At 73.1% G+C, this 25,575-nt stretch carries 23 protein-coding genes; 6 read left to right on the top strand and 17 right to left on the bottom strand.

Annotated features, from left to right (window positions below; all coding sequences use genetic code 11):
- Window positions 1–12 precede the first annotated feature (12 nt).
- On the bottom strand, window positions 13–1,704 hold the full coding sequence (locus tag A4E84_RS06280; protein ID WP_062925590.1) for a DUF885 domain-containing protein: 1,692 nt from the start codon (window positions 1,702–1,704) through the stop codon (window positions 13–15).
- 31 nt (window positions 1,705–1,735) lie between these two features.
- A complete protein-coding gene (locus tag A4E84_RS06275) occupies window positions 1,736–2,227 on the bottom strand; it encodes an Lrp/AsnC family transcriptional regulator (protein ID WP_031137002.1) in 492 nt (163 codons plus the stop codon).
- A gap of 67 nt (window positions 2,228–2,294) precedes the next feature.
- Here A4E84_RS06275 and A4E84_RS06270 point away from each other — a divergent pair, with 67 nt between their 5' ends.
- On the top strand, window positions 2,295–3,515 hold the full coding sequence (locus tag A4E84_RS06270; protein WP_162494369.1) for a trans-sulfuration enzyme family protein: 1,221 nt from the start codon (window positions 2,295–2,297) through the stop codon (window positions 3,513–3,515).
- 9 nt (window positions 3,516–3,524) lie between these two features.
- Here A4E84_RS06270 and A4E84_RS06265 read toward each other — a convergent pair whose 3' ends face one another.
- The 5 genes from A4E84_RS06265 to A4E84_RS06245 form a co-directional block, all read right to left on the bottom strand.
- Window positions 3,525–4,769 (bottom strand): GNAT family N-acetyltransferase, encoded by a 1,245-nt coding sequence (locus tag A4E84_RS06265; RefSeq protein ID WP_237305120.1) that lies wholly within the window; start codon window positions 4,767–4,769, stop codon window positions 3,525–3,527.
- Between the two features lie 121 nt (window positions 4,770–4,890).
- Window positions 4,891–6,453: an alkaline phosphatase D family protein gene (locus A4E84_RS06260; RefSeq protein WP_062925587.1), complete on the bottom strand. Its 1,563-nt coding sequence runs from the start codon at window positions 6,451–6,453 to the stop codon at window positions 4,891–4,893.
- 127 nt (window positions 6,454–6,580) lie between these two features.
- A complete protein-coding gene (pdxR, locus tag A4E84_RS06255) occupies window positions 6,581–8,023 on the bottom strand; it encodes a MocR-like pyridoxine biosynthesis transcription factor PdxR (RefSeq protein WP_062925586.1) in 1,443 nt (480 codons plus the stop codon).
- A 43-nt stretch (window positions 8,024–8,066) separates the two neighbouring features.
- Window positions 8,067–8,897: an alpha/beta fold hydrolase gene (locus A4E84_RS06250; protein WP_062925585.1), complete on the bottom strand. Its 831-nt coding sequence runs from the start codon at window positions 8,895–8,897 to the stop codon at window positions 8,067–8,069.
- Between the two features lie 103 nt (window positions 8,898–9,000).
- Window positions 9,001–9,654 (bottom strand): NADPH-dependent F420 reductase, encoded by a 654-nt coding sequence (locus tag A4E84_RS06245; protein WP_062925584.1) that lies wholly within the window; start codon window positions 9,652–9,654, stop codon window positions 9,001–9,003.
- A gap of 93 nt (window positions 9,655–9,747) precedes the next feature.
- On the opposite strand from A4E84_RS06245, the gene A4E84_RS06240 reads away from it, so the two are divergent.
- Together A4E84_RS06240 and A4E84_RS06235 are read left to right on the top strand one after the other, a co-directional pair.
- The gene (locus A4E84_RS06240; RefSeq protein ID WP_062925583.1) at window positions 9,748–10,650 is read left to right on the top strand and encodes an RNA polymerase sigma-70 factor; all 903 of its coding nucleotides are present in this window, start codon (window positions 9,748–9,750) and stop codon (window positions 10,648–10,650) included.
- Between the two features lie 168 nt (window positions 10,651–10,818).
- Window positions 10,819–11,580 carry a GntR family transcriptional regulator gene (locus A4E84_RS06235; RefSeq protein ID WP_062925582.1) on the top strand — a complete coding sequence of 254 codons (762 nt, stop codon included), beginning with the start codon at window positions 10,819–10,821 and terminating at the stop codon, window positions 11,578–11,580.
- Between the two features lie 154 nt (window positions 11,581–11,734).
- Here the strand turns inward: A4E84_RS06235 and A4E84_RS06230 are convergent, their stop codons facing one another.
- The 3 genes from A4E84_RS06230 to A4E84_RS06220 all read right to left on the bottom strand — a co-directional run bounded on the left by A4E84_RS06230 (window position 11,735) and on the right by A4E84_RS06220 (window position 14,817).
- Entirely contained in the window at window positions 11,735–12,883 is a 1,149-nt protein-coding gene (locus A4E84_RS06230; protein ID WP_062925581.1) for an ROK family transcriptional regulator, read from the bottom strand.
- Window positions 12,884–12,970: 87 nt separating this feature from the next.
- Window positions 12,971–13,633 (bottom strand): response regulator transcription factor, encoded by a 663-nt coding sequence (locus A4E84_RS06225; RefSeq protein ID WP_062925580.1) that lies wholly within the window; start codon window positions 13,631–13,633, stop codon window positions 12,971–12,973.
- Window positions 13,634–13,647: 14 nt separating this feature from the next.
- Window positions 13,648–14,817 carry a sensor histidine kinase gene (locus A4E84_RS06220; protein ID WP_062931339.1) on the bottom strand — a complete coding sequence of 390 codons (1,170 nt, stop codon included), beginning with the start codon at window positions 14,815–14,817 and terminating at the stop codon, window positions 13,648–13,650.
- 108 nt (window positions 14,818–14,925) lie between these two features.
- On the opposite strand from A4E84_RS06220, the gene A4E84_RS06215 reads away from it, so the two are divergent.
- From A4E84_RS06215 to A4E84_RS06205, 3 genes are read left to right on the top strand one after another with little or no spacing between them, the layout of a single operon-like run.
- Window positions 14,926–15,846: an ATP-binding cassette domain-containing protein gene (locus tag A4E84_RS06215; RefSeq protein ID WP_062925579.1), complete on the top strand. Its 921-nt coding sequence runs from the start codon at window positions 14,926–14,928 to the stop codon at window positions 15,844–15,846.
- Between the two features lie 2 nt (window positions 15,847–15,848).
- On the top strand, window positions 15,849–16,574 hold the full coding sequence (locus tag A4E84_RS06210; RefSeq protein WP_062925578.1) for an ABC transporter permease: 726 nt from the start codon (window positions 15,849–15,851) through the stop codon (window positions 16,572–16,574).
- Between the two features lie 55 nt (window positions 16,575–16,629).
- Window positions 16,630–17,061: a hypothetical protein gene (locus tag A4E84_RS06205; protein ID WP_062925577.1), complete on the top strand. Its 432-nt coding sequence runs from the start codon at window positions 16,630–16,632 to the stop codon at window positions 17,059–17,061.
- A gap of 4 nt (window positions 17,062–17,065) precedes the next feature.
- Here A4E84_RS06205 and mug read toward each other — a convergent pair whose 3' ends face one another.
- From mug to A4E84_RS06170, 7 genes are all read right to left on the bottom strand, one after another.
- Complete coding sequence (gene mug / locus A4E84_RS06200) at window positions 17,066–17,611, bottom strand: G/U mismatch-specific DNA glycosylase (protein WP_062925576.1); 546 nt, start codon at window positions 17,609–17,611, stop codon at window positions 17,066–17,068.
- A 13-nt stretch (window positions 17,612–17,624) separates the two neighbouring features.
- Entirely contained in the window at window positions 17,625–19,067 is a 1,443-nt protein-coding gene (gene purB / locus A4E84_RS06195) for an adenylosuccinate lyase (protein WP_062925575.1), read from the bottom strand.
- 92 nt (window positions 19,068–19,159) lie between these two features.
- Window positions 19,160–19,939: an SGNH/GDSL hydrolase family protein gene (locus tag A4E84_RS06190; protein WP_062925574.1), complete on the bottom strand. Its 780-nt coding sequence runs from the start codon at window positions 19,937–19,939 to the stop codon at window positions 19,160–19,162.
- Window positions 19,940–20,002: 63 nt separating this feature from the next.
- On the bottom strand, window positions 20,003–21,016 hold the full coding sequence (locus A4E84_RS06185) for a hemolysin family protein (RefSeq protein WP_062925573.1): 1,014 nt from the start codon (window positions 21,014–21,016) through the stop codon (window positions 20,003–20,005).
- Window positions 21,013–22,353, bottom strand: coding sequence for a hemolysin family protein (locus A4E84_RS06180; protein ID WP_062925572.1), 1,341 nt, complete (start codon window positions 22,351–22,353; stop codon window positions 21,013–21,015). The genes A4E84_RS06185 and A4E84_RS06180 overlap by 4 nt, the downstream gene beginning before the upstream one ends.
- Window positions 22,354–22,525: 172 nt before the next feature.
- Window positions 22,526–22,951: a GNAT family N-acetyltransferase gene (locus A4E84_RS06175; RefSeq protein WP_062925571.1), complete on the bottom strand. Its 426-nt coding sequence runs from the start codon at window positions 22,949–22,951 to the stop codon at window positions 22,526–22,528.
- Window positions 22,952–23,006: 55 nt separating this feature from the next.
- The gene (locus A4E84_RS06170) at window positions 23,007–25,574 is read right to left on the bottom strand and encodes an ABC transporter permease (protein WP_062925570.1); all 2,568 of its coding nucleotides are present in this window, start codon (window positions 25,572–25,574) and stop codon (window positions 23,007–23,009) included.
- Between the last annotated feature and the right edge of the window lies 1 nt (window position 25,575).

Here is a 25,575-nt window from a genome sequence, read left to right as displayed (position 1 = left end):
CAGAGGGGCTGATCAGAGGGCGGACAACTCGTCCACCAGGTCGTCCAGACCGAGCGACCCCTGCGACAGCGCCGCCATGTGCCACGCCTTCGGGTCGAAGGCGTCGCCGTGGCGGGCACGGGCGTTCTCGCGGCCCAGCAGCCAGGCCCGTTCGCCGAGCTTGTAGCCGATGGCCTGGCCCGGCATGGACAGGTAGCGGGTCAGCTCGCTCTCCACGAAGTCGGCCGGCCGGCTGCTGTGCGAGCCGAAGAACTCCTGCGCCAGCTCGGCCGTCCAGCGCTCGCCGGGGTGGAAGGGCGAATCGTCCGGGATCGTCAGCTCCAGGTGCATGCCGATGTCGATGATGACGCGCACCGCCCGCATCATCTGGGCGTCCAGATAACCGAGCCGGCGCTCCGGGTCGGTCAGGAAGCCCAGTTCGTCCATCAGCCGCTCCGCGTACAGCGCCCAGCCCTCGGCGTTGGCGCTCACCATGCCGACGCTCGCCTGGTAGCGGGAGAGGTTCTGCGCCACGTGCTTCCACTGGGCCAGCTGGAGGTGGTGGCCGGGTACGCCCTCGTGGTACCAGGTCGATACCAGGTCGTAGACCGGGAAGCGCGTCTCGCCCATGGTGGGCAGCCAGGTGCAGCCGGGCCGCGAGAAGTCGTCCGAGGGGGGCGTGTAGTAGGGGGCCGCGGCACTGCCCGGAGGGGCGATGCGGGACTCCACCCGGCGCACCCGCTCGGCCAGGTCGAAGTGGGTGCCGTCGAGCGCGTCCATCGCCTCGTCCATGAGGCTCTGCAGCCAGTCGCGGACCTCGTCGACACCCTCGATGTGCGTGCCCTGCGCGTCGAGGTGGGCCAGCGCCTCCCACGGGGTGCCGGCGCCGGGCAGGATCTTCTCGGCCTCGGTCTTCATCTCGCCGAGGAGGCGGTGGTACTCGGACCAGCCGTAGGCGTACGCCTCGTCCAGGTCGAGGTCCGTGCCGTTGAAGTAGCGCACCCAGCGCGCGTACCGCTCCCGGCCCACCACGTCCGGCGCGCCCTCGATCGCCGGGGCGTACACGTCCCGCATCCAGTCGCGCAGCCGCACGACCGCCTCGGTGGCCGAGCGGGCGGCGGCGTCCAGCTCGGACCGCAGGGCCTCGGGGCCGGCGGCCGCGTACTGCTCGAACCAGCCGTGGCCCTCGCCGTCCGCGTCGGCCCACTCGCCCAGCTGCTGCACGAACGTGGCCGTGGCGCGGGGCCCGCCGTACAGCTTCCGCTCCAGGCCGAGCGCCAGGGACTCCCGGTAGCCCTCCAGCGCGGCCGGGACGCCGCGCAGCCGCTCGGCGATCGCCGTCCAGTCCTCCTCCGACTGCGCCGGCGTCACGGTGAACACTTGCCGCACCGCATGGGCGATCGAGCTCAGGTTGCTGACGGAACGCAGGCTCTCGTCGGCCTCGTGCACCGCGAGTTCGGCGCCGAGCCGCTCGCGCAGCAGCCGCGCGCACCGGCGCTCGATGTCGCTGTCCGCGCCGGGCAGCCGCTCGGCCTCGTCCAGCCGGGCCAGCGTCCGGCGTGCCAGCTCCGCGAGTGCCTCCTGGCCCGCGGGCGAGGTGTCGGGCAGCCTGCTCGAACTCTCCTTGTCGCCGAGGTACGTGCCGGTGATCGGGTCGAGGGCGACGAGCTCGTCGACGTACGCGTCGGCGACCTCACGGGGCAGCTGGCTCTTGATCTCAGACATGCGGCCATCCTCGTACGAGGGACCGCACACGTCACGCGGATTGAGCCGAGGGCGAAGGCGGCAGCAGCGGCCCGCACTCCCACTGCTGGAAGATCAACCGGGTCTCCACCCGCGCCACCTCCCGCCGCGACGTGAACCCGTCCAGCACCAGCCGCTGCAGATCGGCCATGTCGGCGACCGCGACATGGACCAGATAGTCGTCCGGGCCGGTCAGGTGGAAGACCGTCCGCGACTCCGGCAGGGCCCGGATCCGCTCCACGAACGGCCCCACCAGCTCCCGCCGGTGCGGCCTGACCTGCACCGACAGCAGGGCCTCAAGTCCTCGCCCCAGCTTGGCCGGATCCAGCTCCAGCCGGTGCCCGAGGATCACACCCGAGCGGCGCAGCCGCGTCACCCGGTCCAGACAGGTCGACGGCGCCACCCCGACCTGCGCGGCGAGATCCCGGTAGGTCGCCCGGGCGTCGTTCTGCAACAGCCGCAACAGATGGAGATCCACCGGATCCAGTACGACAGATTCAGCCATCGGCCGAACGTAGCACGGGATTCTCACCCGGCTGCCCGGTCAATGTTCACCCTTGCCCACTATGGACATGGACACAACGAGCACGCGCGCCCACGACGGCGTCCGCACCGCACCGCGAGCCCTCGCCACCGAGGCCGTGCACGCCGGGCGGGACGACCTCGCCCGGCAGGGTCTGCACGCCCCGCCGATCGACCTGTCCACCACCTACCCGTCGTACGACAGCCGCGGCGAGGCGGCCCGCATCGACGCGTTCGCCACCACCGGTGCCGAGCCGGACGGCCCGCCCGTCTACGGGCGGCTGGGCAACCCGACCGTCGCCCGCTTCGAGACGGCGCTGGCCCGTCTCGAAGGCACCGAGGCGGCGGTGGCGTTCGCCAGCGGCATGGCGGCACTGAGCGCCGTCCTCCTCGTCCGCGGCTCGATGGGCCTGCGCCACGTCGTCGCCGTCCGCCCCCTCTACGGCTGCAGCGACCACCTGCTGACCGCCGGACTGCTGGGCTCGGAGGTGACCTGGACCGACCCCGCGGGCGTCGCCGACGCGCTGCGCCCGGACACCGGCCTGGTCATCGTCGAGTCCCCGGCGAACCCCACCCTCGCCGAGGTCGACCTGCGAGCCGTCGCGCACGCCTGCGGCTCGGTGCCGCTGCTCGTGGACAACACCTTCGCCACACCCGTCCTCCAGCGCCCCGCCGAGCACGGCGCGCGGCTGGTGCTGCACAGCGCCACCAAGTACCTCGGCGGCCACGGCGACGTCCTGGCGGGTGTGGTCGCCTGCGACGAGGAGCTCGCGGGCCGGCTGCGCCAGGTGCGCTTCGCCACGGGCGGCGTCCTGCACCCGCTGGCCGGCTACCTGCTGCTGCGCGGTCTGTCCACCCTCCCCGTGCGGGTCCGGGCGGCCTCCGCCACGGCAGCCGACCTGGCACACCGCCTCGCCGCCGACCCGCGGGTGGCCCGTGTGCACTACCCGCGCATCGGCGGCGCGATGGTCGCCTTCGAGGTGCACGGCGACCCGCACGAGGTGATCGGCGCGGTCCGCCTGATCACCCCGGCGGTGAGCCTCGGCAGCGTGGACACCCTGATCCAGCACCCGGCCTCCATCAGCCACCGCATCGTCGACGCCGACGACCGCAAGGGAGCCGGGGTGAGCGACCAGCTCCTGCGCATGTCGGTGGGCCTGGAGGACGTGGAGGACCTCTGGTCGGATCTGGACGGAGCGTTGGGACGACGCCCCGACAGGGGCGCGGGGAACTGCACGAACAACCACGACGCACCCGCACTCGCCAACTGACGAACGCCCCTACGGCGCGGAGGCGCTCCCGAGTTCCTCCGTGCTCGTCACGACCGCCTCGCCCAGCCTCGCCGTGATGACCAGCGTCCCCTCCTCGACCTGGTAGTCGAGAGGCAGCCCCAGCCCCCGCATCGCCGCAACCATCCCGGTGTTGGACGCCTGCGTCACGGCATACACGCTGGAGCACCCCGCCTCGACGGCCATGGCCACCAGTCGCGACAGCAACTCCGCCCCGACACCCCGCCGCTGCCACGCGTCCTCGACGATCAGCGCGACCTCCGTCTCGTCCCCGTCCCACAGGAGGTGGCCGAGCCCGACGATCCGCCCGGATGCCGTCTGCACGGCGAGGGTGCGGCCGTAGCGCGGACTGAGCAGGTGGCCGAGGTACCGGTCGGCGTCACCGACGGGCCCGTGGTAGCGCAGCTTCAGCGTGCGGGCCGAGCACCGCTCGTGCATCGCCCTGGCCGCTTCGAGGTCACGGGTGTCGGCCCGCCGCACGGTGATGTCGCTGCCCTCGGCGAGCGTGAGCACGTCCCGCCCGTGCGGCAGGCGCGGTCCGAGGCGGGCGTCCAGTTCCACCAGAGCCCTGGCCCGGGCGAACTCGGTCGGGGTGAACGGCAGGTACGGCCGCTCCACGGTGATCACTCCGCCTTCCGGGGCGCGCAGCCGCATCACCGTGTCGTCGAGGGCCCCCTCCACGGGAGCGCCTCCCGCCGCCCGGCCGCCGCCCGCCGGAGCAGGACGGGAGCGGATGGTGCACCGGCCCAGCAACTGCCGCAGGGCCAGCGGCAGTTCCGCCGCGTCCAGGGCCGTGCGGGCGGCGAGTCCGAGGACCCGGGTCGGCGCGTCCACGAGATCGTGGGCGTCGGCCCGCTCGATCCAGGTGTCGGCGCCACCGGCCGACTCGACGGCCGTGGTGATCGCGGACGCCGGCAGGGCGGCAGGGCCCCGCAGCAGGAACTCGTCGACCGTGCCCTGGGCCAGCGGGTGCGTCTGCAGGCTGAGGATGTCGACGCGCTGCCCGGCCAGGGCGCTGCACAGCGCCGCCAGCGACCCCGGCTCGTCCTGAACCGTGGTCCGCATCCGCCACAGGGTGTTCGCCCCCGGCACCGGTTGCGGTGCCGGGGACCCGGTATCACTCGTCGGCGGCGCGTGTTCCTGGCGTCGTGTCCGCCAGGCGTGGAACGAGGCCGTGACCCGCCGCCACGAGGTGGCGGGGCGGCAGTTGTCATCGGGCTGCGTCCGGTGAGTCATTTCTCGCGTCATGCACCCACTGTGACGGAACGGTGTTGCGTGATCGCGAACGCATTGTGACCGGCGGGTAAAGAGGCCAGTCTTCCCCCTTTGTCCATGCTTCAAACGTTGCGTTTCGTACCTACTGGCCGACCAGGCCGGGTTGGAGCGTCTGGGTGAACAGCACGGTGCCGTCCTGCTCCCGCAGACGCACCGTCAGCTCGCCGCTGTGGCCGTCGATGTCGACCTCGCCGAAGAACTGGAAGCCGCCGGCGGGGGAGACATTTGCGGTCGTCGGTGCCTTCACGAACACGCGGTCCGGGCCGAAGGTGCCGTCGAGCGCGTTCGCCGGGAAGGCACCGGCGTTGAGGGGGCCCGAGACGAACTCCCAGAACGGCTCGAAGTCGGTGAAGGCGGCCTTCGACGGCAGGTAGTGCTGCGCCGAGGTGTGGTGCACATCGGCCGTCAGCCACACCGTGCCCGTGATCCGCCGGTGCTTGACGAACCGCAGCAGTTCGGCGATCTGCAGCTCGCGGCCGAGCGGCTTGCCGGGGTCGCCCTGGGCGACGGCCTCGATGTTCGTCCCGTCCGGGACGACGAGGCCGATCGGCATGTCGGAGGCGATCACCTTCCACACCGCCCGGGAGCGGGACAGCTCGCGCTTGAGCCACTCCAGTTGCTCCCGGCCGAGGATGCCCTGCGGGTCGGTGGGCTGGTCGCCGGGCGAGTTCGCGTTGCGGTGGGTGCGCATGTCCAGCACGAACACGTCCAGCAGCGGGCCGTGGTGCTGCACGCGGTAGACCCGGCCGTCGGGGCGGCGCAGCGTGGAGATCGGGAAGTACTCGGAGAAGGCCTGGCGGGCGCGGGCGGCGAGCACGTCGACGCGCTTCTCGGTGTAGCGGGCGTCGGTGAGGATCTCGCCCGGGTACCAGTTGTTGGTGACCTCGTGGTCGTCCCACTGGACGATGGACGGGACCCGGGCGTTGAAGGCACGCAGGTTCTCGTCCAGCAGGTTGTAGCGGAAGTTGCCGCGGAACTCCGCGAGGGTCTCGGCGACCTTCGCCTTCTCCTCGGTCGTGATGTTCCGCCAGGTCCGGCCGTCGGGCAGGGCCACGGTCCCGGTGATCGGGCCGTCGGCGTAGATGTTGTCGCCGCTGCAGAGGAAGAAGTCGGGGTCGAGGGCGGCCATCGCGTTGTAGATCGTGTAGCCGCCGAACTCCGGGTTGATGCCCCAGCCTTGCCCCGCCAGGTCGCCGGACCAGACGAACCGCACACCGTCGCGGCGCTTGGCCGACGCCGTGCGGAAGGTGCCGGTGACCGGCTCACCGGTGCGGCGCGGGTCGTCCGGGTCGGCGAGCAGCACGCGGTAGTGGATCTGCTCGCCGGACGGCAGGCCGCGCAGCCGGGTCGTGCCGGTGAAGTCGGTGCCGGAGCCCAGCAGCGGGCCGTGCCATCTGCGGGCGTTGCGGAACGACTCCGTCGCCGACGTCTCGACGATCATCCGGGCCGGCCGGTCGGAGCGCACCCACACCAGCCCGGAGTCGCAGGTCACGTCTCCCGCCTGCACACCCCACCCCGCTGTCGGGCGCCCGGAGCGGGCGAAGGCGGGCGCCGCGCCGAGGGCGGTGGGCAGGGACAGGGCCGCCGACGCGGCGAGCGAGCCACGCAGGACGCTACGGCGCCCGGGCAACGGACGGTGGGACATGGATACGCCTCCAGGGACGGGATCCGGCCAAGTGTGCAGAGCCACACCTACTGGCACACCGCGGCGCACACACGAACCCCAAGTGAACAACCGACCGCAGGGTGAGGGAACGCGCGAACCGGTCGGCTCACCCGGTCGCGGCCTCGGCCATCAGACGCACGCCCTCGGCGATCCGGGCGGGCGGCACATGGGCATAGCCCAGGACGAGCCGGATCTCCTTGTCCCCCTCTGGTCCGGCCGGCGTGTGGGCGTAGGCCGACAGCGGGCGCACCGCCACCCCCGCCGCCGCCACCCGCCCGAGGAACCGCTCCTCGGGCCCGTACCGCTGCGGCAGTGTGGCGATCACATGGAGACCGGCGGCGATCCCGGACACCTGCGAACCGGGGAAGTGCGCGTCCAGGGCGGCGACCAGCGCGTCGCGCCGGTCGCGGTAGGCGCGCTGGCAGCGGCGCAGCTGACGGTCGTAGTCGCCGCGCTCCAGGAATCGGGCGAACAGCGCCTGGTCGAGGGCGGGGTGGCCGAGATCCATGGTGCGCTTTCGTTCGACGACCTCCTCCGCCCAGGACTCCGGCACCAGCATCCAGCCCAGCCGCAGGCCCGGTGCCAAGGACTTGCTGACCGAGCCCGTGTAGACCACGTGGTCCGGATCGAGGCCCTGGAGCGCGCCGACCGGTGCACGGTCGTAGCGGAAGTCGCCGTCGTAGTCGTCCTCCAGGACGATGCCGTCCACCGACCGCGCCCAGTCCAGGAGTTCCGCGCGCCGCCGGGCCGAGTAGGCGATGCCGGTGGGGAACTGGTGGGACGGAGTCGTCACCACGGCCCGGACGCCCGAGGCCCGCAGCGACTCCGTGGCGACGCCCTCGTCGTCCACCGGCAGGGGCACGGCGGCGACCCCGGCCGACGCGTACAGCGCGTCGTGCTGCGGACTGCCCGGGTCCTCCACGCCTACCGCGCGCATCCCGCGCGCGTGCAGCGCGAAACCGAGCAGGGTGGTCGCCTGGGCCACCCCCGAGACGACGACGATCCGCTCCGGGTCGGCCACCACGCCCCGCCGCCGGGCGAGCAGTTCGGCCAGCGCGGTACGCAGCCGCGGCAGCCCGCGCGGGTCGGGGTAGCCCAGCTCCTGGTGCGGCAGGTCCGCCAGGACACCGCGGTGCGCGGCGGCCCACGCGGCGCGCGGGAACAGCGCCAGGTCCGGCGTCCCGGGCACGAAGTCCGCACGGGCGCCGGGTGAGCGCGGAGCGAGATCGTGCGCGCGCGGCCCCGCAGCCCGGACGGCCGCGCCCACCCAGGTCCCCGAACCCCGGCCGCTGCGCAGGTATCCCTCGGCCGTCAGCTGCTCGTAGGCCTCCGTGACCAGCCCGCGCGACACCCCCAGGTCGGTTGCGAGATCGCGGCTCGACGGCAGCCGGGTGCCCGGCGCGAGCCGGCCCGAGCGGACCGCCTCGCGCAGCGCCGCCTGCAGGGAACGGCCACGCGTGCGTGCCGGAGCCGACGCGGCGGGGAGCAGCAGCTCCCAGGCGGCGGACGCCGCGCCTTTGCCCGGGTCTGTGCTCAGCGTCGGCCTCATGAGGCAGAACCTTAGAGGAGGTTCCGCCGTCCCCCTGGGGTGGTCAGCGGCTGCCGTCGAGGACTACCCGGGCCACCAGCGCCGGGTCGTCGTTCATCGGGACGTGGCCGCAGCCGGGCAGCCGCACCAGCCGGGCCCCGGGGATGACGCCCTTGGCGCGCACGCCCTGGCGCGGGATGAGCAGGCGGTCCCGGTTGCCCCACGCGACGGTGACCGGCGTGCCCACGATGTCGTCGGTGAACTGCACGGTCCGGCCCGAGCGCAGCGTCTCGGAGAACCCCTGCGCCCGCGCCAGCGCGAGCGTCTCGGCGACCACGGCCTCGGGGGAACGGCGGCCCGGACGGGCGTAGATGGTGCTCGTCAGCAGGGTGCGGCCGATGGCCGGGCGGGCCAGCCGCTCGACCACGGGCGGCGGCATCCGGCGGGCGATCTGCCGCATGGCCGTCAGCACGGTGAAGGCGTAGCGGCGCTCGGCCTCGTTCCAGAACCCGGCGGGGGACAGGGCGGTGACGGAGCGGACGAGTCGCGCCCGGGCCAGGTCCAGCGCCAGCAGGCCGCCCAGCGAGTTGCCCGCCACGTGCGGCCGTTCGATCTCCAGCGCGCCGATGAGCGCGGTCAGGACCGTGCTCATCGTGGGCAGGTCGTGCGCCATGCCGTCCGGGAGCGCCGGCGACTCGCCGCAGCCGGGCAGGTCCACGGCGATCACGTCGCGCTCGGCCGCCAGCGCGGGGATCACCGGGTCCCACACCTGGCGGTGGTGGCCGATGCCGTGCAGGAGCAGGAGCGGCTCGCCGCTGCCCCGGCGCGTGTAGGACAGGGTCACGCTCTGCTCGCCCTGCGCGGAGGCGACTTTGAAGGAGACGGTGGCGGACATGGGGAGCTCCTCGGCTGTACTCGCTGACGGACGCTGTAGACAGCTTGTCAGCAATTGCTACCCGCCGGTAGCCCCGTGGCGCAGCCTTCACGAGCCGGGCCGCCTAACGGGCCCGCCGCACCTCCAGGTTGAACTCGCCGTGCCCGAACTTCCGGAACAGGCCGGCCCACAGGGGCAGCCACATCTCCACGGCCCGGGCCGCCCGGATCCCGCCGAGGTCGAGCACGCGGTCCGCCGGCCAGCCGAACTCCCCGAGCAGCGCCGTCACCTGCTCCTTGGCGCCAGGGTCGTCCCCGCAGACGAAGACGTTGTGCTCGCCCGGCACGCTCGCCGGATCCACCATCACCCGGCAGTTGACCGTGTTGAGCGACTTCACCACGCGCGCGTGCGGAAACGCCCGCTGGATCTGCTCGCCCACGCTGTCCGACTCGACGGGGGACAGCCGCAGCTCACCCTCCTCGACCGCCAGCGGGTTGGACACGTCCACAAGGACCTTCCCCTCCACGTTCTTGGCCCCGGCCGCCTCCAGCGCGGCGAGCGCCACCCGCCCGCCGACCGCGTTCACCACCACCTCCCCGAACTCCGCCGCCTCCGCGAACGTCCCCACGCTCCCACCCGGGCCCGCGGCGGCGGCCCACTGCACGGCGGCCGTGTTGTCCCGTGTGCGCGAGCCGAGCCGCACCTCGTGCCCCAGCTCCACCAGCCGTCCGCCGAGCGTGCGCCCGACCTGTCCCGTGCCCAGCACCGCGTATCGCATCGCCACCTCCCGGAACCGCGCCGCCGGTCACCGGCGCCCTGTCGGCCATTCTGTCCGGGACGGGATGATTCCGCCTGGACAGGGCCAGCATCGGTGGGCTGGGATGGAGCCGCGACCACCGAGACCGCGACCGACGTCTTCGAAGCACACCGCCCCGTCCTGCTGGGCGTCGCCTACCGCATGCTCGGCCGGGTGGCCGACGCGGAGGACGTGGTCCAGGAGGCCTGGCTGCGCTGGTCCGGCAGCGACCGCGCGGACGTGCGCGAGCCGCGCGGCTACCTCGTCCGGATCACCACCCGCCTCGCCATCGACCGGCTGCGCCAGATCAAGGCCCGCGGCGAGACGTACGTCGGCCCCTGGCTGCCCGAGCCGTACGTCACCGACTTCGGCGACACCGTGCCGGACACCGCCGAGCGTGCCGTGCTCGCCGACTCCGTCTCCCTCGCCGTCCTCGTCGTGCTGGAGTCGCTGTCACCGCTGGAGCGGGCCGTGTTCGTACTGCGCGAGGCCTTCGGCTTCCCGTACGCCGACATCGCCGCCATGCTCGACCGCGGCGAACCGGCGGTGCGCCAGCTCGCCGGGCGGGCCCGCAAGCACGTCGAGGAGCGGCGCCCGCGCTACGACGTCGACCCCGCCCAGCGCCGCGACCTCACCGAGCGGTTCCTCGCCGCCGCGGCCGACGGCGACCTCGAAGGCCTCATGGCGCTGCTCGCCCCGGAGGTCCGGCTCGTCGGCGACAGCGGCGGCAAGTCGCGGGCGCCGCTACGGGTCCTGCGGACCGCCGACAAGGTGGGCCGCTTCCTCGTCGGCGCCGCACAGAAGGGCCTCCCGGGCCTGAACGTGCGCTTCGTGGAAGTCAACGGCGGCCCCGCCGCGCTGATCCTGTCCGGCGGCAAGCCCGACTCCGTCTTCCAGCTCGACGTGGCCGACGGGCGCGTGCAGTCGGTCTACATCATCCGCAACCCCGACAAGCTGCGGTCCCTGGCCGCCCTCTAGACACCCCGCGGGTCCGCTCCGAAGCCCCGCATGAACGGCCCGTGAACGTTCCCGGCCATTGGTCTTGACCAAGGATCAGGGCCGACCTATGGTCGCAGAGAAGTGCAACAACCTTTAATAAACAAGGGCGCTAAAACGCCGCCGACCACGGCGATTGCGGAGGACAGGGTGGGGACCACGCAGCTGGAATCGGTGCAGGAGCCGAAGTACTGGCATCTCAAGACGGTGCTCAGTGAAGCGCTCGACTCGGAGTTCTCGGTGGGGGAGATCCTGCCGAACGAGCGCGACCTCGCGGCCCGCTTCGGCGTCGCCCGGGCCACGCTCCGCCAGGCCCTGGAGCAGCTCGAACTGGAAGGCAGGCTGCAGCGCCGCCGCGGTGTCGGCACGACCGTCGCGCCGCCCCGCATGGGCGTCTCCCTCGGCACCGGCCCGCACACCTGGCCGGGCGGCTCCGAGGACGCCTGGCAGCCCGTCGACTGCACGGCGGCCGTGCCGCCGGCGGCCGTCGCCGACGCGCTGGAGACCGGCCGCGACGAGCCCGTGCACATCGTGCGGCGCTCCCGGGTCTCGCACGGCCGGCCCGTGGCCGCGGAGCTGCTGTACATCCCGCAGACCTCGGTGCCCGAGCTCTCCGGCATCGACGCCCCGTCCGGGGCGGCACACGCGCGTGCGGTGCTGCGGGAACTGCAGCGGCTGGAGCCGGAGCGGCAGGAGAACGCGGTGGAGCTCGGCTCCGCCGGGGCCGACGAGGCGAAGGAGCTGGACCGGCTGCCGGGGGCGCCGGTCCTTGTCGTCACGACCCGCTTCATCGCTCTGGGACGTACGGCTGCGCTGTCCGTGGCGACCTACCGCGCTGACACGTGCCGACTGACCTTCGGCGACTCGGGGAGCGTGGAGATCCACGACGGACATCAGCGGCAGGCGTCCTGACCTTCGCGCCGCGAGGGTGCGGTGAATCGGGGGCCGCGCGTGCGTTGTGGCTGATCGCGCCCACGCGGCGAGACGCATGTCGACACAGCCCCGCGCCCCTGAGGGGTCCTTTCCCTACGCCCGTCCGGGTCGGACGCGCATAGTGAAGCGACCCCTAAAGGGGGCGTTGCTCCACCGCGAAGAGTTGTTCCTCCACGTGGTCCAGGGCCAGGCGCAGGGCGCCTGTTGCCACGGCCGCGTCCCCGAGGCTGGAGAGAGTCACCTCCGGCGGGCGCAGGCAGTAGCGGGCGAGTTCCTGGCGGAGGGGGCCCAGGACGCCGTCCAGGCCCGCTGCCCAGCCGCCGACGACGACCAGCTCCGGGTCCAGGGCGAGGACGAGCGCGGCCACGTCGTGGACCAGGCGCTGGAGGAAGCGGTCGACGGCGGCGCGGGCCCGCTGGTCGCCCTCGCGGGCCTGCGCGAAGACCCCGGCGACCGCCTGCTCGTCGAGGGGGTGCAGGGGCTCGTCCGTGGTGGACAGGAGCGTCTCGGGCGTCACCTCCCGGCCCAGCAGATGCAGCGCACCGATCTCGCCGGCCGCTCCGCCGTAGCCCCGGTGCAGCCGGCCCCCGATCAGCGAACCGGCCCCCGGGCTCAGCCCCGCCAGCACGAACACCACGTCGTCCGACTCGGTGGCCGCGCCCTTCCAGTGCTCGGCGACGACGGCCGCGTTGGCGTCGTTCTCGACCAGCACCGGGCACTTGAACGACCGGCCCAGCCGCTCGCCCAGCCGCAGCCCCGTCCACCCCGGCAGCGCCGTGCCCAGCCGTACCGTGCCGTCGGCCTCCACGATCCCGGGCGTGGCCACGCCCACCGCCCGCAGCGAGCCGCGTGCGACCCCGGCCCGCCGCAACAACTCGGCGACGGCCCCGCGCAGGCGCTCCAGCCGCTCATCGGCCTCCGCCGTCTCGGGGACCTCCTTGGCCTGCGCGCCGATCACCCGGCCGTCCAGGTCGGACAGCAGCGCGGCCACCCGGTGCGCCCCGATCTCCAGCCCGAGCAGATGACCGGCCTCCGCCCGGAACCGGAACCGCCGCGCCGGACGCCCCTGCCGCCGGGCAGCACCCTCCTCGGCCGCCTTCTCCACGACGAGCCCGGCCTCGATGAGCCCCTCGACCACGCCCTCCACGGTCGGCCGGGACAGCCCCGTCACCCGGGTGATCTCGGTCAGCGTCGCGCAATCCGTGGCGCGCAGCGCGTGCAGCACCACCGCGGAGTTGATCCTTCGCAGCAGCGAGGGATCCCCGCCGGTCAGCCGCCCCACCGTCCGTCCTCCCAGGTCGTGCCCGTGTTGGCCGGATCGTACTTCGACGCGGCGCACCCCGGCGAGGGGCGGGCACCGGCCCGGTGATCAGCCGGGCGCCACGAACCCCGACTCGTACGCCGCGATCACCGCCTGGGTGCGGTCCCTCGCCCCCAGCTTCGCCAGCACCGCGCTGACATGCGACTTCACGGTCTCCGTCCCCACGACCAGGCGGGCGGCGATCTCCGCGTTCGACAGGCCCCGCGCCATCAGCCGCAACACCTCGGACTCGCGCTCGGTCAGCTGCGCCCGCTCCAGCACGGCCCGCGCCGCGCTGTTCCCGCCGGTGTCCCCGTACTCGGCGGCGAGCTGCCGCACCGAGGCCGGGAACAGCAGCGACTCGCCCTCGGCGATCAGCCGCACCGCGTGCACGATCTCGGCGGGCCGGGCCCGCTTGAGCAGGAACCCGTCGGCTCCCGCGCGCAGCGCCTCGTACACGTACTCGTCGTTCTCGAACGTCGTCACCACGAGGATCCGCGGCGGATCGTCGACCGTCCGCAGCAGTGCCCGGGTGGCCTCGATGCCGTCGAGCAGCGGCATCCGTACGTCCATGGCGACCACGTCCGGCCGCAACTGCCGCACGAGCGGGATCACCGCCGCCCCGTCCGCGGCCTCCCCGACGACCTCGATGTCGGGCTGCGCCTCCAGCACGGCCCGCAGACCCGCACGCACCAGGGGTTCGTCGTCGACGAGGAGAACGGTGACCGGCATCGGACCAGCGTAGATCAACGCAACGGCAGTTCGGCATGGACCTGCCAGTCGCCTGCGGCGGGTCCGGTCCGGGCCAGCCCGCCGAGCAGGGCCGCGCGTTCGCGTATCCCGCGCAGACCGCTGCCGCGCCCCGTGCCGGAGGGCCCGGCCGGCAGCGGGTTGCGTATCGCGAGGACCAGGGTGTCGTCGGCGACGCGCACACGGACGCGCACCGGGACGGCCCCCGCGTGCCGCAGCACGTTGGTCAGCGACTCCTGGAGGATCCGGTAGCCCTCCCGGGACACCGGTCCCGGCACCGTCTCCACCGGCCCGGTCACCTCGGCGTCGACCTTCGCCCCGGAGGCCCGGGCCGACTCCAGCAGGCGGTCGGCATCGGCGAGGGTCGGTCTGCCGCTCACCGGTTTCCCCGACTCGCGCAGGACGCCGAGCACCCGCTCCAGGTCCTCCAGAGCGGCCCGGCCGGTCTCCTCGATGGCGCCCAGGGCACGGTCGGTGAAGGCCGGATCGCCCGCCGCCCGGGCCGCCCCCGACTGCACGACGGCGACCGTGAGCGCGTGCCCGATGGAGTCGTGCAACTCGCGGGCGATCCGGGTGCGTTCCAGGAGCTGTTCCGTGCGCTCCTCCAGCGCGGCGAGGCGCTCGGCGGGGGAAGGGCCGAGCAGACGCAGGGCGAGCGCCGTGATGAGGTGCCCCGAACCGACCACGACCGCGGCCGCCAGGACCAGGGGCAGGGGCGCGAGCAGGGCGTGCCACCAGTGGTGGCCCGTGACGACGAGCCAGGCGCCGCCGGCGCGTTCGCCGCTGATCGCCGTCGACACCAGGTCCACCCCGAGGAGGAGCAGCTGGACGGCGAGATGCGACACCAGGGCGCCGAAGAACAGCCTCGTCTGGAGCCACACCACCACCCGGCCGCGGTCGCCCCAGGTGGCCGAGGGGGCGACGACGATCTCCGGGCTCTCGCCACCGTCCCGGTGGCCGGTCAGCAGCAGCCTGGCCTGGAACCCCTCCACGACCCGCATGGCGGGGACCAGACCCGCGAGTCCCAGCAGCACGGTCGCCGTGCCCACCGTCCACCACGCCTCGTCGATGAACAGCCACAGGGAGGGCCACACGATGGCCATGGAGAGATGCAGCCACCGCGTGTACGTCACCGCCCGGGTGAAGGGGCGCAGCATGCGGACCATGGCGTCATCGTGCCAGCCGGCACCGACAGCGAGCCTCCCCCGCACGGGGGAGACGATCTCCACCGCAGAGGGAGGACCGCACTCCGGTCCGGTTGCCACGCTGCTGTCATGACCAGCATCGACGTCCAGGACCTCACCAAGGAGTTCGGCGGCCGGCGGGCCGTGGACCGGCTCACCTTCCGTGTGCACCCCGGCCGAGTAACCGGCTTCCTCGGCCCGAACGGCGCCGGGAAGTCCACCACCATGCGGCTGGTGCTCGGCCTCGACCGGCCGACCGCCGGCTCCGCCACGATCGGCGGCCGGCCCTACCCGGCGCTCCGCGAACCCCTGCGCCACGTGGGCGCCCTGCTCGACGCACAGGCCGCGCACGGCTCCCGCACCGCCCGTGACCACCTCCGGATCCTGGCGGCGAGCAACCGCATCCCGGACCGGCGGGTCGACGAGGTCCTTCAGGAGACGGGCCTGGCGTCGGTGGCCCGGCGCCGTGTGCGGACGTACTCCCTGGGCATGCGCCAGCGGCTCGGCATCGCCGCCGCCCTGCTGGGCGACCCCGAGGTCGTGATGCTGGACGAGCCGTCCAACGGCCTCGACCCCGAAGGCATCGCGTGGATACGGACGTTGCTGCGCCGCCTGGCGGGGGAGGGCCGCACGGTCCTGGTCTCCAGCCATCTGATGAACGAGACCGCGTCCTTCGCCGACCACCTCGTCGTCCTCGGCCGGGGCCGGCTCCTCGCCGACACCCCGATGCGGGATTTCATCCACGCGCGCGTGCAGCCCCGCGTGCGCATCCGCACGACCGATCCCGTCGCGCTCACGTCTGCCCTCGCCCGGCACGGCCACGACGCGGAGGAGCACGCGGACGGGCACTGGACCGTGCACGACGCACGCGTGGACGACATCGGCCGCATCGCCTCGGCAGCGGGCCTGCCCGTCCTGGAACTGGCCGCCGAGGAGGGCACGTTGGAGCAGGCCTACTTCGACCTCACCGGGGCCGAGACCGAGTTCACCGCACAGCACCAGGAGGCCTGACCATGGAACTCACGCCCGTACTGCGCTCCGAGTGGCTGAAGATCCGCACGCTGCGCTCGCTCCCGGGAGCGCTGCTGGCGCTGTTCGCGGCCACCGTGGCGTTCTCCACGATCGCCGGCGTCTCCGATGCCTCGGACCCGGGGTTCGATCCGCTGTTCGCGTCGCTGTCCGGCGTCCTCCCGGGCCAGATCGCGGCCGTCTCCTTCGGGGCCATGGCCGTGTCGTCGGAGTTCCACCAGGGTGCGCTCCGGCTCTCGCTGGCCGCGGTGCCACGACGCGGCCGGTGGTTCGCGGCCAAGGCGGCCGTCATCGCCGTACCGGCGTTCCTCGTGGGGCTGGTGACGGCCCTCGCCGCCCTGCTCGCGGCGCGGGCGGGCCTCGGCCCGGCGGCCGGCGGGCTCAGCACCGGTGAGCAGGTGCGCGGGGTCGTGGGCTGCGGTGTCTACCTCATGCTGATGGCGTTGTTCGCCGCGGGGACCGCCGCCCTGCTCGGCAGCGGCGTGGCCACCCTCTCCCTGCTGGTGCCGTTCATCCTCGTGGTCTCGTTCGTGATCGGCGACGCCACCGGCACCGTCGCCGACTTCCTGCCCGACAAAGCCGGGCAACTGGCCCTCCGGGAGACGTACGACGGCACCCTCGGGCCGTGGTCGGGGCTCGCCGTGACCGCGTTGTGGACGGCCGCCGCCCTGCTGGCGGGAGCCTGGCGCCTGCGCCGCAGGGACGCCTGACGGCGAGCCGGGTGATGCCCCGCCAAGTGTCAGTGGGGGCGGGTTTACTGGACCCATGAACATCGCACAGCACATCGCCGTCATCGACGAGCTGTGCTACCGCCCGTTTCCGGCGGAGCACGGCCCGTCGGACGTCGGCTTTTCGGGACCGGGTCACCACGTCGCGGTGTTAGAGGCCGCGACCGACACCGACCCGGCGGCCCGGGCGGTGACGATCGACCAGTACGAGAAGGACCGCGACGCGGTCTACGAGCTCCTGGCCTCCCGCTGGGGCGACACGGCCCCCTACAACCTGCAGACCGTCCTGCTGCGCACCGAGCGGGAGGAGATACCCCGGCCGTGGGCCGAGTTGAGCGCGTGCGCGGGCGTCGCCCACCTGTGGGCGGTGGAGGGCACGGGCCGCTGGGTGGCCGTGGCGGTGGGGGACCGTGACATGTCGCGGGAGGTCCGGCTGCTGGCCCTGGTCACGGAGACGGACCCGCCGTAGCGGATCAGGCCCCTGCGGCTTCCCGCAGCCGTGCGAACTCCTCGGCCATCGTCTCGGCCGTCCAGTGCGCGTTCAGCCCGCTCGGATTGGGCAGCACCCACACGCGCGTGTCCCCGATCGTCCGTGACTGCGGCCCCACCCGCGCCGTGCGGTCGTCGAACGCGGCCCGGTACGCGGTCACCCCCACGACGGCCAGCCAGCGCGGCCGCAGCCGCTCCACCTTCGCCGCGAGCAGCCGTCCGCCCTCCCGGTACTCCTCGGCGCTCAGCTCGTCGGCCCGGGCGGAGGCCCGCGCCACCACGTTGGTGATGCCGAGCCCGTACGACAGCAGCTCCTGCTGCTCGGACGGCTTCAGCAGCCGCGGTGTGAAGCCGGACCGGTGCAGCACCGGCCAGAAGCGGTTGCCCGGGCGGGCGAAGTGATGGCCCGTCGCGGCCGTCATCAGGCCGGGGTTGATGCCGCAGAACAGCACGTGCAGGCCCTCCGCGACCACATCGGGCACGACGCGGTCGCGGGCGGCCTGAAGCTCCTCGGGCGTGAAACGCGCCATCAGGGGCGGCTGGTCAGAGGATCGCCCCGGGCGTGTAGCCCGCGGCCTGGGGGTTCTGCTTGACGATGTCCTCGACCCGGGCGACGACGGTGGCGACCTGGTCGCCCGCGGCACCGGTGAAGGACAGCTTGTCGGCCATGAGCGCGGCCAGCTGGTCACGGTCCAGCGGGAGGCGCGCGTCGGCGGCCAGCTTGTCGAGCAGTTCGTTGCGCTCGGCGCCCTGCTCGCGCATGGCGAGCGCGGAGGCGACGGCGTTCTCCTTGATCGCCTCGTGCGCGAGCTCCCGGCCCACGCCCGCGCGCACAGCGCCCATCAGCACCTTCGTGGTGGCGAGGAACGGCAGGTAGCGGTCCAGCTCACGGGCGACGACCGCTGGGAACGCGCCGAACTCGTCGAGCACCGTCAGGAACGTCTCCAGCAGACCGTCCAGCGCGAAGAACGCGTCCGGCAGCGCGACCCGGCGCACCACAGAGCAGGACACGTCGCCCTCGTTCCACTGGTCGCCCGCCAGCTCGCCGGTCATCGACGCGTAGCCGCGCAGGATCACCATCAGGCCGTTGACGCGCTCGCAGGAGCGGGTGTTCATCTTGTGCGGCATCGCCGAGGAGCCGACCTGGCCCGGCTTGAAGCCCTCGGTGACCAGCTCGTGCCCGGCCATCAGGCGGATCGTCTTCGCCAGCGACGACGGGGCAGCCGCCAGCTGCACCAGCGCCGTCACGACCTCGTAGTCCAGCGAGCGGGGATAGACCTGGCCGACCGAGGTGAACGCCTGCGAGAAGCCCAGGTGCCCGGCGATCCGCTGCTCCAGGTCCGCGAGCTTCGTGGCGTCCCCGCCCAGCAGGTCCAGCATGTCCTGCGCGGTGCCGACCGGGCCCTTGATGCCGCGCAGCGGGTAGCGGCCCAGCAGTTCCTCGATGCGGCCGTGGGCGACGAGCAGCTCGTCGGCGGCGGTGGCGAAGCGCTTGCCGAGGGTGGTGGCCTGCGCGGCGACGTTGTGCGAGCGGCCGGCCATGACCAGCTCGCCGTACTCGCCGGCGAGCTTGCCGAGCCGGGCCAGGACGGCGACCGTGCGGTCGCGCATCAGCTCCAGCGACAGGCGGATCTGGAGCTGCTCGACGTTCTCGGTGAGGTCGCGGGAGGTCATGCCCTTGTGCACGTGCTCGTGCCCGGCGAGGTCGTTGAACTCCTCGATCCGCGCCTTCACGTCGTGCCGCGTGACCTTCTCGCGCTCGGCGATGGAGGCCAGGTCGACGGTGTCGAGGACACGCTCGTAGTCGGCCAGGGCCGTGTCCGGCACCTCGATCCCGAGGTCCTTCTGGGCCCGCAGCACGGCGAGCCAGAGCTGCCGCTCCAGCTTCACCTTCTGCTCGGGCGACCAGAGCGTGGCGAGCTCTGCGGAGGCGTAGCGTCCGGCGAGGACGTTCGGGATGCGGGGCTTGGCGGGAGCGGAAGTCACGTGACCGGATTCTACTGGCGATTCGTGCAGGCCAGCGCCGCGGGTGTGTTTGTCGGAACCTACGACGCCGTCACGGACGCGTCCACCTGCGGCTACGCCAGGTCTTCGTAGGGCGCCAGCTCCGGCCGCTTGGGCGGCAGCCCGTCGCCCGAGGAGCGTCCCGTCAGCCGGCGGCCTATCCACGGGAGCAGGTGCTGCCGGGCGAAGCGGGCGTCCGCCACCCGCCGCATGACCCAGCCCGGCGGCAGCGTCGCCGGCATGGGCGTGTGCCAGTCGGCGTCCTCGGGGTCGTAGCCCAGCGTCTGCCACACCGCCTCCGCGACCCTGCGGTGGCCCTCCGCCGTCAGATGCAGCCGGTCCACGTCCCACATCCTAGGGTCGCGCAGGGACGGTGCGCCGTACAGGTCGACGACGATCGCGCCGTGCCGGGCGGCCAGCTCCTCGACGCAGGTGAACAGCTCCTCCATGCGCGGCCGGAACCGCTCCAGGACGGGGCCCTGCCGGCCCGGGCTGCGCATCAGCACGAGCTGCCGGCAGGCCGGGGTCAGCTTCTCCACGGCCTCCTCCAGGAGCGCGCGCACCCGGCCCATGTCGCACTTGGGCCGCAGGGTGTCGTTGAGGCCGCCGACCAGGGTGATCACGTCTGCTCCCATGGCCGCCGCGACGTCGACCTGCTCGTCGACGATCTGCTGGATCAGCTTGCCGCGCACCGCGAGGTTGGCGTAGCGGAAGCCGGGCGTGCGGGCCGCCATCCGTGCGGCGAGCAGGTCCGCCCAGCCCCGGTAGGTGCCGTCGGGCATCAGGTCCGACATGCCCTCGGTGAAGGAGTCGCCGACCGCGACCAGGCTGCTGTAGGTGGGGTTCGTCTGCATGGCGACGGAAATGGTATCCCGTGCACATACCCATCAGTCGGTCGGTCCCGCGGAACCCGGTCCTCACGCCCGTTGGCCGAACAGCTCCCGCAGCACGTCCTCCATGGTCACCAGTCCGGCCAGCCGCCCGTCCGCCCCGAGGACGGCCGCGAGGTGCGTACGGCTGCCCCGCATCGCCGTGAGGACGTCGTCCAGCGGGGTGTGCTCCCGCACCCGGGCGATGGGGCGCATGTCCCGCAGGCGGAACGGCGTATTGCGCCCGACGGCGTCCAGGGCGTCCTTCACGTGCAGGTAGCCGACGATCCGCCGTCCCTCGTCCACCACCGGGAAGCGGGAGAACCCGGACCCGGCCGACAGCCGCTCCAGTTCCTCCGGGGTGACGCCCACGCTCGCGTACTCCACGCGTTCCAGCGGCAGCACGACGTCCCGCACCGGTCGGCGGCCCAGCTCCAGCGCGTCGTGCAGCCGCTCCTGGGCCCGGTCGTCGATCAGGCCCGCCTCGCTGGAGTCCTTCACGATCTGCGCTATCTGCGCGTCCGAGTAGGAGGCGGCCACCTCCTCCCTGGCCTCCACGCGCAGCAGCTTGAGCAGCGCGTTGGCGAACGCGTTCACCGTGAAGATCACCGGCCGCAGCGCCCGGGAGAGCGCCACCAGGGGCGGCCCCAGCGCCAGCGCGCTGCGCACCGGTTCGGCGAGCGCGACGTTCTTCGGCACCATCTCGCCGAGCAGCATGTGCAGATAGGTCGCGAGGGACAGCGCGATCACGAAGGACACCGCGTGGCCCGCGCCCTCGGGCACGCCCACCGCGTGGAACGCAGGCTCCAGCAGATGCGCGATCGCCGGCTCGGCCACCACGCCCAGCACCAGCGTGGACAACGTGATGCCGAGCTGCGCGGCCGCCATCAGCGCGGAGACGTGCTCCAGGCCCCACAGCACGCTCTTCGCGCGCCGGTCGCCCCGGTCGGCGTAGGGCTCGATCTGGCTGCGGCGCACCGAGATCAGCGCGAACTCGGCGCCGACGAAGAAGGCGTTGACGACGAGCATCGCCAGTCCGATCAGCAGTTGGACGGCGGTCACAGCTCCACCCCCTTCTCGTCGGTCGTGTGGTCGTCGAGCGGGGCGCGCAGCCGGACGCGGGCGGCCCGGCGCCCCGTGGCGTCCAGCACCTCCAGGTGCCAGCCGGCGACCTCGAGGGTGTCACCGGCGGCAGGTATCCGCCCGAGCACCGTTGCCACGAGCCCGGCAAGCGTCTCGTAGGGTCCCTCCGGGGCGCGCAGCCCGATCCGTTCGAGGTGGTCCACGCGCGCGGAGCCGTCGGCCGAGTACAGGGGGTGCCCGCTTCCGTCGGTGCCGACCGCGGCCAGGTCCGGGGTCTCGTGCGGGTCGTGCTCGTCGCGCACGTCGCCGACGACCTCCTCGACGATGTCCTCCAGCGTGGCCACGCCCGCAGTGCCGCCGTACTCGTCGATCACGACGGCCATCGTGCGCTTGCCGGAGAGCCGGTCCAGCAGCCGGTCGACGGTGAGCGACTCCGGGACCAGCAGCGGCTCGCGCATCAGCTCGGAGACGTAGATCCGGGTCCGGCGCTCGGCCGGCACCGCCAGCACGTCCTTGACGTGGGCCGTTCCGACGACCGAGTCGAGGGTGCCGCGGTAGACCGGGAACCGGGACAGGCCGGTCGCCCGGGTCGCGTTCGCGACGTCCTCCAGGGTGGCCTGCACTTCCAGCGCGACGACCTGCACCCGGGGCGTCATCACGTTCTCCGCGGTCAGGTCGGCGAGGTTCAGCGTGCGCACGAACAGCTCGGCGGTGTCGGCCTCCAGGGCGCCCTCCTTCGCGGAGTGCCGGGCGAGGGCCGCCAGCTCCTGCGGTCCGCGCGCCGAGGCGAGTTCCTCGGCGGGCTCCACGCCGATCCGCCGCACGACCCGGTTCGCCGTGTTGTTGAGGTGCGTGATGAACGGCCGGAACGCGGCACTGAACCAGCGCTGGGCGTTGCCCACGGTCTTGGCGACGGTCAGCGGCGAGGAGATCGCCCAGTTCTTGGGCACCAGCTCACCGACGACCATCAGGAACACCGTGGACAAGGCGGTGCCGATCACCAGCGCGATGCTGTGCGATGCCGAGCGCGAGACGCCGAGGTCCTCCAGCGGCCCGGCGATCATGGCGGCGATCGACGGCTCGGCGAGCATGCCGACCACCAGGTTCGTGACGGTGATGCCGAGCTGTGCGCCGGAGAGCTGGAACGTCAGACTCCGTACGGCCTTCAGCGCCCCTTGCGCGCCGCGCTCACCGCGCTCGGCGGCCCGCTCCAGCTCGGCGCGCTCGACCGTGGTGAGGGAGAACTCGGCCGCCACGAAGGTGCCGCAGGCGAGCGAGAGGGAGATCGCCACCAGGAGGAGGAGCACTTCGGTCATCGGTTCACCCCCGTTCCATGGTTCTCCGGGACCGGGCGGAACGCGCGCTGGCGCGCACGGGGGGGCTCGCCCATGGGCGGACGCTCACAACCTTTCATGCAGGACCGAGTGGCCATTCAAGGGTAAAGGATGGGCAAAGTCCCGCTTCCGGTCCGATCATGCGCTCATCCGCCTACCCGGCGAGCGGCTTCACCCAGCGCCGCCACTTCTCCTCGGGCCCGTATCCGGCGGCGTCCCACGCCCGGTGCGCGCTCTCGTTGCGGGTGAGCACCATCGCGTCCGCACGGCGCCCGCCGAGCCGTACGAACCGCTCCTCGGCGGCGGCGAGCAGCGCGGTCGCGATGCCCTGGCGGCGGTGGTCCGGGTGCACGGCCAGCCGGTACAGATGGCAGCGCCAGCCGTCGAACCCGGCGATCACCGTGCCCACCGGCTCGCCGCCGCGTTCCGCGAGGATCAGAGCCTCGGGATCACGCGCGACCAGCCGCTCCACACCGGCTCGGTCGTCGCTGATGCTCGTGCCCTCGGCGGCCACCTTCCAGAAGGCCAGCACGGTGTCGAGGTCCTCGGGCGTCGCGGCCCGGATGCGCAAGTCGGTCATCGCATGATCACATCACTCGCACCGACTCGTGTCAGACCGTTTCACCATCCGGACGTCACTCGTGCGCGATGGCCGCCAGGACGTTCATGCGGGAGGCGCGCAACGCCGGCAGCAGCGCCGCCACGACCCCGACCACCGCCGAGCCGACCACCACCAGCACGATCGTCAGCCACGGGATCGCCAGGGCCGTCATGCCCTGGAGCGCCAGCACCTGCTGCGTGCACACCCCCCACACCAGCCCCAGCACCAGCCCGAGGACCGCGCCGAACACCGCGATGACGACCGACTCCAGCCGGATCATCCGCCGCAGCTGCCGCCGGGCCAGCCCGATCGCCCGCAACAGGCCGATCTCCCGGGTGCGTTCGACGACCGAGAGCGCGAGGGTGTTGACCACGCCGAGCACGGCGATGATGATCGCCAGCCCGAGCAGGGCGTACACGAGGTACAGCAGGACGGCGATCTGGTCCTGGACCAGCTGCTTGTAGTCGGCCAGGTCCCGCACCTGCACCTGCGGGTACGGTTCCAGGGTCTCCTCCAGGTTCGCGCGCAGATCGCCGTCGCCGGTGCCGGAGGCGGCGTTGACGTACAGCGCGGAGTCCTGCCCGCCCGGCGCGTACCGCTCCAGGGTGGCCATGCCGAAGAACAGCCCGCCCTGGGTGCCGAACCCCTCGGCGGAGTCCTGGTCGGTGAGCGCTCCGACCGTCAGCTCGGCCGAGCGTCCGGCCGGGAACCGAACCGGGAGGGTGCTGCCGACCCGCACCCCGTGGTCGCGGGCGAAGTCCCGGTCCATGGCCAGGTGCCCGCTCGCGAGCGCGGCCGCGGAGTCCCCTTGCGCGTACGTGATGTTGGCGACCTCGTCGAGCCGCGGATCGTAGCCCGCGGCCGTGGTCTCCACCCGGTCGCCGTCCGGGAGCCGCACCGCGACCGGCGTGAACCGCCCGCGCACCACCAGGCCCACGCCCTCGGTGCCGCGCACCTTCTCGGTCACCTCCGGCGGGAACGGCTGGAAGTTGGAGTTCTGAACCACGAAGTCGGCGCCCAGCGTCTTGTCGATCTGCCGGTCGAACGACGCGGTCATCGACTCGCTCGCCACCGACATCCCGCCCACCAGGGCGATCCCCACCATCAGGGCGGCGGCGGTGGCCCCGGTACGGCGCGGATTGCGCAGGGCGTTGCGCTGGCTCATCCGGCCGATCGGCCCGAACAGCGCCGGGAAGGCCCCGCCCAGCACCCGGATCACCGGGCGCACCAGCAGTGGCCCGGCGATCACGGTCGCGATCAGGGTGAGCACCACACCCAGCCCCAGCAGGGACGCCGCCGACGCCGTCTGCCGCGACACCGCGCAGCCCGCGAGCGCCGCCGCACCGGCCGTCCCGACGACGGCGCCCGCCACCGCGCGGACCCGCAGCGGCCGGCCGACCCCGGCGACCTCGGCGTCCGAGAGCGCGGCCATCGGCGACACGCCCGCGGCCCGCCGCGCCGGGAGGTACGCGGCGACGAAGGTCACGCCGAGCCCGACGACGTAGGCCGCCACCGGTGTCACCCAGCCGATCTCCATCTCGTCGGCGTCGATGTTCATGCCGAGCAGGCCCATCAGCCCGATCAGCCCGGCCGCGAGCCCGATGCCCGCCGCGAGCCCCAGCGTGGATCCGACCAGTCCGAGCAGCAGGGCCTCGGTGAGCACCGAGTTCCGGACCTGGCGCCGGTCGGCGCCCAGCGCGCGCAGCAGGCCCAGCTCGCGGGTGCGCTGGGCGATGAGCATGGAGAAGGTGTTGACGATCAGGAACACGCCGACCAGTACGGCGATCCCGGCGAAGCCGAGCATCACGTACTTGATGACGTCGAGGAAACCGCCCAGTTGCTCGACGTCCGACTCGGCCTGCTCGCCGGCCGTCCTGAAGTCGTAGGTGTGCGTGCCGAGCGCGTCGGCCACGCGCTGTTTGAGCCGGCCGTCTCCGACGCCCTCCGCCGCGTCGACCGAGATGGCGGTGGCCGTCCCGGGCCGGCCCAGCAGCTTCGTCTGCGCGGTGGGGGTGTCGAAGTAGATCAGCGCCGAGCCGGGGTTCGTGGTCGTGAAGGTGACGATGCCGACCACCCGGACCTGGAACGACCCGGGAGGCGCGATGACGGTGAGGGTGTCGCCGATGTCGACGTTCTTGCGGCCGGCGGTCTCGGAGTCGAGCAGCGCCTCGGCGGGACCGTGCGGGGCGTGGCCCGAGGTCAGCTCCACGGGGCTGCGCTCGTTCGGGTTCCAGGCGTGGCCGAGCGTCGGTGCTCCGGTGGTCGGGCCGACCGGCTCGTTCGCCTCGTCGACGACGGTGAGGCCGTTCACCTCCACGTCGGCGCGGGCCGCCGCTACCCCGTCGATCTGCCGTACGCGTTCGGCGAGCGCGGCCGGCAGGGTGGCCGTCCGGCCGGAGGGCACCGCCTCGTCGAGGTCCTTTTTCGGGCTGACCGTGACATCGGCCGCGGTGGAGGCGAACAGCCGGTCGAACGTGCGGCTGACGGTGTCCGAGAAGATCAGGCTCCCCGCGACGAACGCGACGGACAGCAGGACGGCGAGCGCGGAGAGCAGCAGCCGCCCCTTGTGCGCCAGGAAGCTCCGCAGGGTCGCCTTGAGCACG

Source organism: Streptomyces qaidamensis (assembly GCF_001611795.1).
GTDB lineage: Bacteria > Actinomycetota > Actinomycetes > Streptomycetales > Streptomycetaceae > Streptomyces > Streptomyces qaidamensis.
The sequence above is the reverse complement of the archived record's forward strand: the minus strand, read 5'-3'. Positions and strand labels throughout refer to the sequence as shown.